We start from the raw sequence: 14402 nt of genomic DNA on the forward strand, positions 1-14402 counted from the left end.
AGGTGGTACCGCAGGTAAATTCTGTCCTTTTATAGGGCAGGATTTTTTTATTACAAAAATTGAAAGGGAAAACAATGGAAGAAAATTTAAAGCAAAGCTTAACCAAGGCCCAAAATGAAATTGAAGCTGCAAAAAGTTTAGATGAGCTTGAGAAAATAAGAATTACATACCTTGGTAAAAAAGGTGTGATGACAGATTTAAAGAAAAATATTTCAAAACTGCCAAATGAAGAAAAGCCAATGGCAGGAAAACTTATAAATGAAACTAGTACTCAAATTGAAACTGCCCTTGCTGAAAAATCTGATTCGCTTAAAAAAGAACTATTAAAAGAAAAAATAGCAGAAGAAACAATCGATGTTACTGCTCATTTTGAAAAACATGATAGCGGACACTTAGCATTAATAAATCAAACACTAGAAGAACTTGAAACTATTTTCCAAAATATGGGCTTTGATGTTGTGGAAGGACCAGAAATAGATACTGTTAAAAATGTTTTTGATGATCTTAATTCACCAGCAGACCACCCAGCAAGGTCAACTTCCGATACTTTTTATATAACAGATGATATTCTACTTCGCCCGCACACATCATCCATGCAAATTAGAGTTATGGAAGAAGGAAAATTACCAATCAAAATGGTATCAGCAGGAAGAGTATTTAGAAATGATGAGGTAGATGCTACTCACTCGCCAATGTTCCACCAATTAGAATGCTTGGTTGTAGATGAAAATGTATCAATGGCAAATTTAAAAGCAACACTCGAAACATTCATAAAAGAAATGTTTGGAGATGACATGGAGCTTAGATACCGTCCTCACCATTTTCCATTTACAGAACCATCTTTAGAAGTAGATGCAACTTGTCCTATTTGCCGTGGCGAAGGGTGCCCAGCTTGTGGAAATACAGGTTGGTCAATGGAGCTTTTAGGTGGGGGAATGGTACATCCAAATGTACTAGAAGCTTGTGGAATCGATAGCGAAAAATATACTGGATTTGCTTTTGGTCTGGGAGTTGATAGGATTGCCATGGTTAAATATGGCCTAGATGATATCAGATTACTTTATGACAACGACAAAAGATTTTTAGAAGAATTTTAGGAGAAATAATGTTAGTACCTTTAGTTTGGCAAGATAATTACGTAAAAATAGATAAAGATTTAAAAACTATTACAGATAGACTTTCAGAAACTGGTTCCCATGTTGAAGAAGTGACAATTACAACCAGTGCACTAGAAAGTGTAGTTGTAGGTCATGTTCTAGAACAAGAAAAGCATCCAGATGCTGATAGGCTAAAAGTTTTAAAAATAGATATAGGACGTGAAAAACCCGCAACAATTATAACTGCAGCAGAAAATACAAAAAAAGGTGATTACTTATTTGTAATCACTTCTGGTACAAAGATGGATAATGGTGATTTTATTGGTGATCATGAATTTTTCGGTATAAATTCTGAAGGTATGCTTACATCGTACGCAGAGCTAGGCTATCCTGATAATGTAATTCCAAAAGAATTTAAAGATGGTGTTATTATTTTAAATGAAGAATACAAACCAGGAACACCAGTAAGTGAAGTTTTATCTTCAAACACTCCAGTAATTGAATATGAAATCACACCAAATAGACCAGATTGTCTATCAATCATTGGTATGGCAAGAGAAACGGCTGCAAGTTTTGGCGAAAAAATAACTATGCCATCAATAGATTTTAAAGAAAGTAATGAAGACATAAGTGATTACTTTAATGGCGTTAGCATTGAAAGTGATAAATGTGATAAATTTACAGCTAGACTAGTAAGAAATGTTACTATAGGCAAGTCACCTCAATGGCTACAAAATTATTTGATTTTTGCAGGTATGCGTCCAATAAATAATATTGTAGATATAACAAATTTTGTAATGCTTGAAACAGGTCAACCACTCCATGCCTATGATTTGGACAAATTAGCTGATAAAAAATTGATAGCGCGTCAAGCCAAAGATGGTGAAGTTTTAAAAACTCTGGATGGAGAGGAAAGAAAGCTTGATTCTGAAATGCTAGTTATCGCCGATGGAGCAAATCCAGTTGGCATAGCAGGGGTAATGGGAGGATTTGATACAGAAGTTACTGATGAAACTACAAATATAGTCCTTGAAGCAGCAAATTTTGATGGAGTGAGTATTAGAGAAACATCAAAAAAATTAGGTCTAAGAAGTGAAGCATCAACACGTTTTGAAAAAGGACTTCCACTTGAGATGGCAGATTTTGCAAGCCGACGTGCTATGAAATTAATATCTGATTTAGGAATTGGAGAAATTGTTGGTGGCTATATAGAAGAAGGTAAAGAAAATTCTAATGAAAAAACAGTAGATCTTCGTATTTCCAGATTAAACTCTCTAACAGGAGTAGAATTTAGCAAAAAAGAAGCTATCAAAAACTTAGAGCTTTTAGAGTTTGAAATAGAAGATATAGATGAAGATACAATCCGTGCCAAGGTTCCATTTTTTAGAACCGATGTTGCAATCGAAGCAGATTTAATAGAAGAAATTGTAAGACTTTATGGTATGGGGAATATTAAACCAAAACCACTTTATTCAAGCCTACAAAGAGGACTTAGATCAGATGCTAGAATTTTAAGAGATGATTTAAAAAGAGAACTAGCTGGTCAAAAATTTTCTGAACTAACTACTTATTCTTTCATTTCTCCTAGAGAATTTGACAGAATGGGAGTTTTAAAAGATTCACACCTAAGAAAATATATAAAATTAACAAACCCGCTAGGTGAAGATTTCTCTGTAATGAGAACCACACAAATTTCTAATATGCTAGATGTTATTTCGAAAAATATCAATCGTGGTCAAAAAGACTTAAAATTATTCGAACTTGGAAAGACCTTTGAAAAAACAGAGTTAGATTTACCAAATGAAAATGATACATTGACCATGGGACTTTATGGTTCATATAATTTCTATGATTTAAAAGATATATTTGAAGTAGCTATGGACCGTGTTGGATTTGTTGGATTTACTTATAAGACTCAAAAAGAAAATCCTATTTTCCATGCGGGAAGATGTGCTGACATTTATTATGGTGATGAATTTATCGGTACTATGGGAAAAATTTCCTATGAAGTGCGTGATGAATACGACATTAAAAAAGGAGCCTTAATTTTAGAAATTAATATATCTCAGATAGGAGATCAAAGGATAAAAGATAGAAAATATATGGCTCTTCCAAAATACCCAGCAATCACCCGAGATTACTCATTTGTAACAGATAGAAATCTTGAATCTAAATTTATAGAAGATACAATTATAAATAATGGGGGAGAACTTGTTAAAAATATCGATTTATTTGATATTTACACAGGTGACCAAATTCAAAATGACAAAAAATCTATATCCTACAAGGTAGAGTTTAGATCAGATGATAAGACCCTAAAAGAAGAAGATATAAAAGATATTGAAGAAAATATCTTAAATGATTTGGAAAAATCAAACATAGTTTTACGTAGTTAGGAGTAAAAGTGAGCGAGAAAAAGGTTCAGGTAGAAATTGACGGGGCAACATATACCCTATTAACTGACGAAAATGAAGAACAAATAAGAGATATTGCTGATTATGTAAGTGGGAAAATCGCAGAAGTAAAATCAAATAAACTAAGCTATGACAGAGAATTGGTTTTAGCAAGTGTAAATATTGCCAATGATTTATATAATGTAGGCAATAGATATAAAAGACTAAAAGAAGAATCAAGTGAGGCTATGGAAAAATTCCCTGGCCTTGTAGAAAATTACAAAAAATCCGTAGCCCACAATGATGAATTGATAGAAAAAATTGACCAACTTTCTGAAGAAAATAATGAACTTAAAGCAGAAAATGAGTCATTAAACAAAAAAATAATTGTTAATGAACAAAGCGATAAAACTATTGAAAAATTGAGAGCTGAACTTGAAAGACTACAAAAAGAAGTTGTAAGCCTTAAATCAGAAAATGACCAATTGAAAGGGTCTATTTAATGAAAAAACCTGAAATATTAGCTCCTGTCGGTAATTCAGATATGCTTTTTGCAGGAATTGCCGCTGGAGCTGATAGTTTTTACTTAGCTCTAGATGATTTTGGGGCTCGTGCTTATGCGGAAAATTTTACTTTAGAAAACATAAAAGAAACCATCGATTACATTCATCTTTTTGGAAGACGTGTCTTCATTACAATGAATACGCTTATAAAAGATCACGAAATGGCAAAAGCTATTTCCTATGTAGAGAAACTTTATGAGTATGGAGTAGATGGTCTTATCATCCAAGATTTAGGATTTTTTTCTATTATTAAAAATCAAGTCCCAGGCATGGAATTACACGCATCAACCCAAATGGCCGTAAGAGAATATTTTGGAGCAAAATACCTTGCTGACATTGGTTTTGATAGAATTGTCATAGCCCGCGAAACTCCAATAGAAGAAATAGGAAAAATCGCAAGCTTACCCGTAGAAACAGAAGTATTTGTTCACGGGTCACTTTGCGTGAGTTTTTCAGGTGAATGCTTGATGAGTTCTTATTACGGAGGTAGATCTGCAAACAGAGGTAGGTGTGCTGGACCATGTAGGCAAAAATATAAATTAATCTCTGACGGTAAAATTTTAGGAGATGATTACTATCTAAATATGAAAGACCTAAACGCCATTGATAATTTAGATGAACTTTTAGAAATAGGTGTAGATTGCCTAAAAATTGAAGGTCGAATGAAAACTCCAGAATATGTATTCTCAGCAGTTTCCAATTACAAAAGTAAAATAGAAAATAACTCTTATGACAAAAACGAAATGCTAGATAGCTCAAATAGAGGATACACAAAAGGATTTATTTTTGGTCAAAACAAAGATTATATTAGCCTAAGAGATGATAATAAACATAGAAGTATCGGTAAGGTAGAAAATAGTAAAAATAAAAAATATTTTATTACTAATTCAGATTTATATCTGGGTGATAATCTTGAGATTACAACAGAAAAGGGCAAAAAACTTCCATTTACCACTACTAGGGATTACATAGTAGGAGAGAAAATTTTCCTAGAAAAATATCCTGATGCAAAAGTTTTATCTGATGTTCTAATTGTAAATTCTAGCAAAGTAGCAAAAAACAAAGAACGATCACTTAGTAATTATCGTAATCTTCCGGTTAATATTTATTTTAAGGCTAGACTTGGAGAAAATCCTCAAATAACACTTGAATACAGAAATGTTTCATCAACTTATAATCATAATGCAATTGTTGAACAAGCAAAAAATATTGCGATTTCTGAAGCTGATATTAGAGAAAATCTATCAAAATTTAATGACGAAATATTTACTCCAGACCAAATAAATATTGAAATGGATGATGGGATTTTTCTTAGGAAAAAAGATATAAATGAATGCCGCCGCATGGGAGTGGCTGCTTTAAAAGAAGAGATTTTAAATAATTATTACAGAAAAGAAATAAAAATCAATTTGCCAGAATTAGAAAAAAATCAAGATCATATTGTAGAAAAAAATGTTGAACTTCTAAGCAACAATATATCCCCTGAGCTTTTAGAAGATTTTGATAATGTTTATATTAGAAATTTTGATCCAAAATATAGTGGCCATAATTTATATTTAAATTTGGATGCCCATGATGAATACCAAATAGATAGTCTGATTGAATTTGTAAAAGAAAATAAAATAAAAGGCGTAATTTGCAACAATTATAGAGATTTAGCCTTTATAAATTATTTTATTGCAAATGACATAAAAATTAGAATAGGCAGGGATTTAAATATTTTCAATTCTTATAGTGCATATTTTTATAAGAACTTTGCAGAAAATATTTGTGTTTCAAGCGAAATAGATTTGGATATTTTAAATAATATAAGTAAGAATCAAGCCATTGAAGCCCTAGTTTTTGCAAGGCCAGTTTTAATGAATATGCGTCATTGCCCATTTTCTGTAATAAAAAAATGTGGATTGTCTGGTTGTAAAACTTGTAGATTTAATAAAGGCGAATTAGAATCACACGATGGCGAAAAGATGAAAGTCATTCGTTATGGGACATATTCTAAAATTTACCCAGACCAGGCTATCATCTTTAAACACGATGAGTTTTCAGAGAATGTTTCACTTTTATATTCAGTTTTAGAAGATTATGACATTTTAAATATAAGTAAGGCTAAATTTAGAGACGATTATAGGAAAGGAGTGATTTAATGCAAGAATGTACCTTAGAAGTATTAGAATATCAGAAAATTTTAGAGCAACTATCTATCCAAGCACGTTCAAACATAGTTAAAGATCAAATTTTAAATCTAACTCCTATGACAGATGCAGATGATATTAAAGAAGAACTTGAAAAAACTGCCCAAATGGCAGGAGTGATTTCAAGATTTGGAAATATAGATCTTTTTGGCCTCTATGATTTTACTGATATGATTGGCTATGTCAGAAAAAATGGGATTTTAGAACCCTATGAACTTTTACAAATCAATGATCTTTTAAGGGTAGCTGATTATTTAAAAGAATACGGCAAGGAAATCGAAGAACCATATATCAAAGATTTATTTAACCGAATTTCAACCAATGATTTTATAAAAAATGAAATAGAAAGGTCAATTATTAGCGAAGATGAGATTGCTGATAATGCATCAAGCGAGCTTAGAAATATCCGCAGGTCAAAGGCCAGAAAAGAAGCTGACATAAAGGCAAAATTAAATTCTTATATTACAAACGATAGATACGATGATGCCTTGCAAGACAAAGTTGTTTCCATGAGAGATGGCCGTTATGTTGTACCAGTAAAAACCAATAAAAAATCAGTTATTGGCGGGATTATCCACGATAAATCATCTTCAGGAAATACAATTTTTGTTGAGCCTGCAGCTATTGTCGAGCTTAATAATCAATTAAAAGATTTAGAACTTAAGGAAGAAGATGAAATTAGAAGAATCCTAGACAGACTTTCTAGATTTGTTCAGCAATTTGATGTAGAAATTTTAGAAAATCAAAAGCTAATATCTCGTATAGATTTTTTAGCTGCCAAGGCAAAATATGCTATAAATAACGAACACAGCCTTCCAAAGGTAACTACAGATAAAATTATAAAACTAAATCAAGCCCGCCATCCTCTATTAACTGGAAAAGTTGTGCCAATAGATGTAGCAATCGGTGGTGATTACAAAACTTTAATAATTACAGGACCAAACACAGGGGGTAAAACTGTTTCTTTAAAAACAGTTGGTTTAGTAACATTAATGGCCCAAAGTGGCTTATATATTCCGGCTGATGAAAATAGTATAATAAATGTTTTTGATGATATTTTTGTAGACATAGGTGATACCCAGTCTCTAGAGATGAGTTTATCAACATTTTCTGCATCCCTTACAAAAATTGTAAATATATTAGAAAATGCAACTGACAAATCATTAGTTTTACTAGATGAACTAGGATCTGGAACTGACCCTACAGAAGGGGCAGCCCTTGCTATTTCTATCCTAGATTATTTACGTAAAAAAGAAATAATGACCTTTGCAACAACCCACTACAGCGAGCTAAAATACTATGCTGTTGAAACAAATGGTGTGATGAATGCATCTGTAGAATTTGATGTAAATACCCTATCTCCAACATATAAACTAGAGATAGGTACTCCGGGAAAATCAAATGCCTTTGAGATTTCAAGAAGACTTGGTCTTGCTGAAGAAATTTTGAAAAATGCCCAAAATTTACTTGGTGAAGATACCAAAAATGTTAACAAAATCTTAGAAGAAATAGAAGAAAATAAAGAAGAAATCGAAGCGAAAAACGCTGAAATAGACCGTTACAAAAGACAAATACAAAAGGCTAAAAGAGATTTAGAAGAAAAATCAAAAGAAGTAGAAAAACAAAGAGCAGCTATTATTAGAGAAGCTGAAGATAAGGCAAATGAAATTTTAGAAAAAGCAAATACAGAGTCTCAAGAAATGCTAAAAGAAGCTAAAAAATCTAAAAATGCCAATACTTCAGATATAGACCGTAGCTTAAATAATATTAGAAATAGATATAAATCTAGTAAAATCGAGAGAAAACAAAAAGGTCTTAACATTGGAAGATCTGATGATGCTCCAGAAGATTTAAAACTAGGTGATATTGTAATTATCGAAGGAATTAATGAACGTGCTGAAGTAATATCTGAGCCAGATGATAAGGGTAATATAAAGCTACAAATGGGTATCTTGAAAATGGATTCTAATATCAAAAATGTCACCAAAGTAGAAAGTGATAGCAAAACAGAAAAAAATATTCAAAAAGTGTATAATGCTAAAAAAGCAATGAATATTTCACCAACCCTTGATTTGCGTGGACAAAGATATGATGAAGCCATGAGAAATCTTGATAAATATTTAGACGATGCAATGCTTGCAGGACTTTCAAAAGCTAAAATCATCCACGGTAAGGGAACAGGTGCTTTAATAAATGGAGTTACTGAAACTTTAAAAACAGACAAAAGAATTGCAGATTTTAGACTAGGTGATGACAAAGAAGGCGGCTATGGAGTAACAATAGTTAGCTTTGAGTAGGGAGGATTAATGAAAGATTTTAAAGATATAATTGCTAAAAAATTGGAGAATGAGGATTTAAACTTATCCTATGATGAGATTTATAATCTAATCGAGATTCCACCACAAGATGATATGGGGGATTTTTCCTTCCCTTGCTTTACTCTAGCAAAAGTACTAAGAAAAAATCCAGCACAAATTGCAAGTGATTTGGCAGAAAAATTACAAATCGAAGAATTTGAAAAAATTACTAATCTAAATGCCTATTTAAACTTTTTTGTAGATAGAAATCTTTATGAAAACTCTGTTTTAAATGAGATTTTAGAAAAAAAAGAAGACTATGGAAAATCTGATGAAGGCAATGGGAAAAATATTGTAATTGATTTTTCATCTGTAAATATTGCAAAGCCATTCCATATAGGCCACATTCGATCAACTGTCCAAGGTGATGCTATTAGAAATATCCATGAGTTTTTAGGATATAATGTCATTGCTACAAATTACCTAGGTGATTATGGTACACAATTTGGGACTATGATTGCAGCCTACAAACTTTGGGGAGATGAAGATGCAATTAATGCCGATCCTATCAATGAACTTTTAAAACTTTATGTAAGATATAACTCAGAAGCTAGCGAAAATAAAGAAATGATGGATGCTGCCCGTGTTGAATTTAAAAACTTAGAAGATGGAGATCCTGAAGCTACAAAATTATGGCAATGGTTTAAGGACATTTCCCTTCGCGAATTTGAAAGAGTATATGGGCTACTAGATATCCGATTTGATGATTATAATGGAGAAAGCTACAATTCACAATTCATACCAGAAAGCATCGAGCTTTTAAAAGAGAAAAATCTTTTAGTAGAAAGTGATGGGGCACAAATAGTTGATTTAAGTCCATATGACTTAACTCCAGCAATCATCATAAAATCAAATGGCTCTAGCTCATATATTACTCGTGATATAGGTACTGCTATAAACCGTAAAAGAAAATATAATTTTGAAGAAAACTTATACGTTGTAGCCACCCAACAAAACCTACATTACCAACAGTTAAGAAAAATCTTAGAACTAATGGGATATGAATGGTGGGATGATAATAAGCACATTGCCTTTGGTATGGTAAGTCTAAAAGATCAAACCATGTCAACTCGTAAGGGCCAAGTAGTTTTTCTTGAGGATGTTTTAAATAAAGCAATTGATAAAACAAAATCAATTATGGAAGAGCGTGGTGCAAAGATAGAAGATATAGAAGAAACTGCAAAAATTGTGGGTATTGGTGCAGTAAAATTCCAAGAATTATACAATAACCGCATCAAAGACTATGTTTTTGACTGGGATGAAGTTTTAAACTTCGACGGAGAAACAGGACCATATGTTCAATACACCTATGCACGCGCAAAATCTGTTTTAAGAAAAGCAGGATTAGAAACTTTTGAAACTTTTGACTTTAAAAATATAAATACAGATGAAGAATTTGCCTTAGTAAAAACCTTAGCAGAATTTGGCAATGTGGTTACAAAAGCTTGCGAAAAATACGAACCATCTCTTTTAACAAGGCATTTAACAGAAATTGCCAAAGCCTTTAACAAATTCTACAATGCATCTCAAATAATGGTAGATGATGAAAATATTAAGAATGAGCGTTTAGCTTTAACTTATGCAACATCAATTGTTATCAAATCTGGACTTAACTTACTTGGAATAAAAACTGTGGAGAAAATGTAATGAATGATAAATTAAAAGATTTTATGGAAGTGACATCCCAAGCTTTTAAGGAAAGTTTTAGCAAAATAAATAAAGTTTATGTAGCATTTATTGTTATTTTAATCAGAGCCTTTTTAATAAATTCTAGATCGACCAGCATTCTTGGTGGAGGATTTATTGGTGGTTTGATAAATTATTTTATCGAAGTCGCCCTACTTTGCTTTGTTGCCCAAGCCATGAGATCGGTTGTTGTTTATGGCAATACAGGCAAAAAATCCATAATGAATTCTATAAACAATTTTTGGCAACCAATCTTATCAGCATATTTCTTCTTTTATCTAATAGAAATGCTAATAAGCGGATTGCCAGGCTTATCTGACATGAAAATTATATTATATGTAGGATTTAACTTCCTTATGTCTGCCTTATTAGAAGAAATTTATATAAACGGCAATGCGGGATTTGATGCACTTAAAAAATCTGCAAAATTTGTATGCGATAATTTCTTTACCTATGGATTATTTTCCTTAATTTGCATAATAATCATTACAAATTTAACATTTACAATCACTTATGGAATTTTAGGACATGTAATTTATGTACTTTTAATTGCAATAACTGATTTGATTTTCTACTTGGTTAGAGGACATTTATTTAAATACTTAGACAAACATTCCTACCGCCAAAGAAAATTTATGAGAGGTTAGGATGAGATTAGACAATTATTTTATACAATTTACCGAAAATCTCGCTTACCTTGACCTAAAAGATTCATCAGCCTATCCAATTTTAGAAGATGTTCCACTTCCAATCTATGTCGATGACATACAAAGTGGGATTATGACAGGCGCCATGAGTGAAAAAATTGAACTTGAAAATTTCCTAGATGGGATGATTATAAATATTGGAGCGGACAAGGACTTTCTTCATAACGAGGAATATAAAATTATCCTAGCGAATTTCATAGATGATATTAGTAAATATGCTTCAAGTAAGGCCATAGGAATTGCTGATGATGACATCAACAAAGCTCTTTTACTCTTAAGAGGTGGCTATATTTTAAATCCAACTGATAATTACAATGTATATTTACTTGCAAGATTTTTATGGCCAAGAGCCTTTGAAGTTAACGATAAGTATAAAGAAGATTTTATCAGAGAGGCCTTAGATATCTTGCAAAATATTATTTCAAATGATGAAAACTTTGCTATTTCATACTATGAACTAGGAAATATCTATACAAATCTTGGCGAATATATTAAAGCACGAAGTTATTATAATAATGCCCTTCAAAAAACTGATTCTATCGAAGCCCAAGATGAAATTAGGGACAAGCTAACCGAAATTAATGATAATGCAGAAATCGAAGAAGCCCTCTATTTCATAGGCAAAAGTGATTACAATGGTGCAATCAAGAAATTGACAGGCCTACTTTCAAATAAAAAACGCGCTGATGCTTATTATTATTTGGGAGTTGCCTACCAAAATATTGGCCAATATGAAAATTCAATAATGGCCTTTGAAAACTCACTCGATGCTGGAGCTGAATTTAGAGAACTTTACAATGATTATGCAGTTTCTCTTTATCTAAATGAAAGACAAATCGATGCTTTAAAAATAATCGAAGAAGGCTTAAGTAAATATCCCCAAGACCCAAGATTGGTTTATAACAAAATTCAGATAAACCTTACTCTTGGCAATATTGGCAGGGCAAAAGAAGAAATAGATGAACTTTTGACCTATGATGATTTAAGCGATGAGATTAGGTCAAACTTACTAACAATTAAAGATCAATTCAAAATTTAAAGACCCTTAGAGGTCTTTTAAAATGAGTAAAATGAAAGAGGCTATATGATTATAATAAGAAATATCATTTTAGAATCAGATAATCCCGATAAATTAAGACAAAAAATATCCAAGCTAATAAATAAAAAAGACTTTGATTACGAGATATATAGAAAGTCTATAGATTCCAGAAAAGGCATTAAATTCTCCTACCAAGTTCTTGTTGATATCGACCCAAGTGACAAAGAATTAAAAAGAATAAAAAATGCGGATAGGTTTGAATTTAGACAATCAAATATAAAAATTAATAATCCACCCAAAGAAGTTTCTATAATAGGAGCAGGCCCATCTGGCTTATTTACAGCCTACGTCCTTGCTCAGAATGGTGTAAAAGTAAAAGTTTATGAACGTGGTGAGTCCATAGAAGACAGGATAAAAACCATAGAAAACTTTAAAAAAACCGGAAAATTAAATCCTGAATCAAATATCCAGTTTGGAGAAGGTGGGGCTGGAACATATTCTGATGGAAAATTAACCGCCCGTAGCAAAGACCCGAGAGTTAGAATGGTTTTAGAAACTTTTCATAAGCATGGTGCTCCAGATGATATTATGATAGATGCAAAGCCACACATTGGTACAGATTTACTTCGCGATGTAATTATAAATATGCGTGAAGAAATAAAAGAAAATGGTGGAGAGTTTTACTTTTCCCACCACTTGGATGATATAAATCTTTCAGATCAAAGTGTAGAAAATATAATTGTCAATGGAAAAAAGATTAAAAGTGGGGCATATGTCTTAGCTGTCGGACACTCAGCTCGTGATACTTTTGAAATGTTAAGTGATAAAATTTCTATGGAAAATAAAAATTTTGCAGTTGGATTTAGAATTGAACACAAAAGACAAACTATAAATGATGCCCAATATAATGGTAAAAAATCTGATATAGAAGGCAATTTATTGCCAGCAGCATCTTATAATCTATCTTATAATGACAAAGAAAGCGGTCTTTCTGCATATACATTTTGTATGTGTCCAGGAGGATATGTGGTAAATGCCAGCAGCGAAGAAAATATGACCTGTGTAAACGGGATGAGCTACCATGACAGAGATGGAGAAAATTCAAATGCAGCGATTATTGTAACTATAGGAGAAGAAATCTATGGCAATAATTTGCTAGATGGAATGAGATTTCAAAGAGAAATTGAAAAAAAGACCTATAACTTAACAAAGGGAGATGTTCCAGTACAAAAATTTATAGACTTTAAAGAAAACATAGAAACAACAGATTTAGGTGATGTAAAACCATCAATAGAATCTGCCTATAAATTAGCAAATCTAAGGGGCATCTATCCAGCAGCAATTGATAAAATGGTTATAAAAGCAATAGATTATATGGGAAATAGATTATCTGGATTTTCAGATGATGATGCAATACTATCGGGAGTAGAAACCAGGTCTTCATCACCTATAAGGATGATTAGGGATGAAGAAAATAAATCTAAAGACATAAACAATTTATATGTAATTGGAGAAGGTAGCGGGCATTCAGGAGGAATAGTATCCTCAGCAGTAGACGGAATTAAAACATCAGAGGCTATTTTAGCAAGAAAATAAAAAAAACTAGAAAAAATTTGACAAGGTAAAAAATAGGGTGTATACTTCTATAGTCACTACGAAAGAACTTGAGCTTTTAAAAAGCTTTTTAAGAACTTTTAAAAAACACTTGACAAGTTCAAAAAATAGTAGTACACTATAAAAGTCGTTAAAAACAACGACACAATGAACCGGATGTTTAAACAAACATCTAAAATGAAATTTAATATCAATGATTATGTAAAATAAAAACATAATCAACCTATCAATAAATAACAAACAAGTTATTGACAACTTTAACCAAGTTGATTCTTTTGATAAAAGGACGATTAACAGGCCAGTCCGGCCAGAAGATGACAAAGTGTGTCTCCACATCATGAGACCCACGGAGTGGTCGCAGGACGGAACGGCCGAGAAAATGATTCTTATCTATATTATATAGAAAAGGATAAATTTAAATCACGCATTGATTTTAAAATCAGTGTAAATGAAAAGAGCTTGAATCAAAAAGCTTTTATGAATTAAACTAAAAACTACTATTTAAAATAGTAGCCAAATATTTTTCATGAGAGTTTGATCCTGGCTCAGGATTAACGCTGGCGGCGTGCATAACACATGCAAGTCGAACGATGAAACTTTACTGACTTCTTCGGAATGATTTAAAGCGGATTAGTGGCGAACGGGTGAGTAACGCGTGAGTAACCTGCCTTACACAAGGGGATAGCCTCTGGAAACGGAGAATAATACCCTATGAAATTACATTCTCGCATGAGGAAATAATCAAAATGTTTAG

At 32.1% G+C, this 14402-nt stretch carries 9 protein-coding genes and 1 rRNA gene; all 10 read left to right on the forward strand.

Features of this window, described 5'->3' with window-relative positions:
• Positions 1-74: 74 nt before the first annotated feature.
• Positions 75-1097, forward strand: coding sequence for a phenylalanine--tRNA ligase subunit alpha (gene pheS / locus OC526_RS02310; RefSeq protein WP_262121930.1), 1023 nt, complete (start codon positions 75-77; stop codon positions 1095-1097).
• Between the two features lie 8 nt (positions 1098-1105).
• Positions 1106-3493 carry a phenylalanine--tRNA ligase subunit beta gene (pheT, locus tag OC526_RS02315; protein ID WP_262121931.1) on the forward strand — a complete coding sequence of 796 codons (2388 nt, stop codon included), beginning with the start codon at positions 1106-1108 and terminating at the stop codon, positions 3491-3493.
• Between the two features lie 8 nt (positions 3494-3501).
• Positions 3502-3993 (forward strand): cell division protein ZapA, encoded by a 492-nt coding sequence (gene zapA, locus OC526_RS02320; protein WP_262121934.1) that lies wholly within the window; start codon positions 3502-3504, stop codon positions 3991-3993.
• Positions 3993-6197, forward strand: coding sequence for a peptidase U32 family protein (locus OC526_RS02325; protein ID WP_262121936.1), 2205 nt, complete (start codon positions 3993-3995; stop codon positions 6195-6197). The genes zapA and OC526_RS02325 overlap by 1 nt, the downstream gene beginning before the upstream one ends.
• Entirely contained in the window at positions 6197-8542 is a 2346-nt protein-coding gene (locus OC526_RS02330; RefSeq protein WP_262121939.1) for an endonuclease MutS2, read from the forward strand. Before OC526_RS02325 ends, OC526_RS02330 begins: the two co-directional genes overlap by 1 nt.
• Positions 8543-8551: 9 nt before the next feature.
• The gene (gene argS / locus OC526_RS02335) at positions 8552-10249 is read left to right on the forward strand and encodes an arginine--tRNA ligase (RefSeq protein ID WP_262121941.1); all 1698 of its coding nucleotides are present in this window, start codon (positions 8552-8554) and stop codon (positions 10247-10249) included.
• Positions 10249-10935, forward strand: a complete 687-nt coding sequence (locus OC526_RS02340) for a hypothetical protein (protein WP_262121943.1) — start codon at positions 10249-10251, stop codon at positions 10933-10935. The genes argS and OC526_RS02340 overlap by 1 nt, the downstream gene beginning before the upstream one ends.
• A gap of 1 nt (position 10936) precedes the next feature.
• Positions 10937-12034 (forward strand): tetratricopeptide repeat protein, encoded by a 1098-nt coding sequence (locus OC526_RS02345; protein WP_262121946.1) that lies wholly within the window; start codon positions 10937-10939, stop codon positions 12032-12034.
• Positions 12035-12079: 45 nt separating this feature from the next.
• A complete protein-coding gene (locus OC526_RS02350; RefSeq protein ID WP_262121949.1) occupies positions 12080-13630 on the forward strand; it encodes an NAD(P)/FAD-dependent oxidoreductase in 1551 nt (516 codons plus the stop codon).
• A gap of 540 nt (positions 13631-14170) precedes the next feature.
• Positions 14171-14402 (forward strand): 16S ribosomal RNA (locus OC526_RS02355); the annotation flags it as partial.

The organism is Anaerococcus sp. Marseille-Q5996, assembly GCF_946893725.1.
Taxonomy (GTDB): Bacteria; Bacillota; Clostridia; order Tissierellales; family Peptoniphilaceae; genus Anaerococcus; species Anaerococcus martiniensis.

Excerpts from the sequence above, each read along its gene's own strand:
- OC526_RS02345 (WP_262121946.1), top strand. The coding sequence starts at position 10,937 with ATGAGATTAGACAATTATTTTATACAATTTACCGAAAATCTCGCTTAC.
- OC526_RS02350 (WP_262121949.1), top strand. The coding sequence starts at position 12,080 with ATGATTATAATAAGAAATATCATTTTAGAATCAGATAATCCCGATAAA.
- argS (WP_262121941.1), top strand. The coding sequence starts at position 8,552 with ATGAAAGATTTTAAAGATATAATTGCTAAAAAATTGGAGAATGAGGAT.
- OC526_RS02325 (WP_262121936.1), top strand. The coding sequence starts at position 3,993 with ATGAAAAAACCTGAAATATTAGCTCCTGTCGGTAATTCAGATATGCTT.
- OC526_RS02330 (WP_262121939.1), top strand. The coding sequence starts at position 6,197 with ATGCAAGAATGTACCTTAGAAGTATTAGAATATCAGAAAATTTTAGAG.
- OC526_RS02340 (WP_262121943.1), top strand. The coding sequence starts at position 10,249 with ATGAATGATAAATTAAAAGATTTTATGGAAGTGACATCCCAAGCTTTT.
- pheS (WP_262121930.1), top strand. The coding sequence starts at position 75 with ATGGAAGAAAATTTAAAGCAAAGCTTAACCAAGGCCCAAAATGAAATT.
- pheT (WP_262121931.1), top strand. The coding sequence starts at position 1,106 with ATGTTAGTACCTTTAGTTTGGCAAGATAATTACGTAAAAATAGATAAA.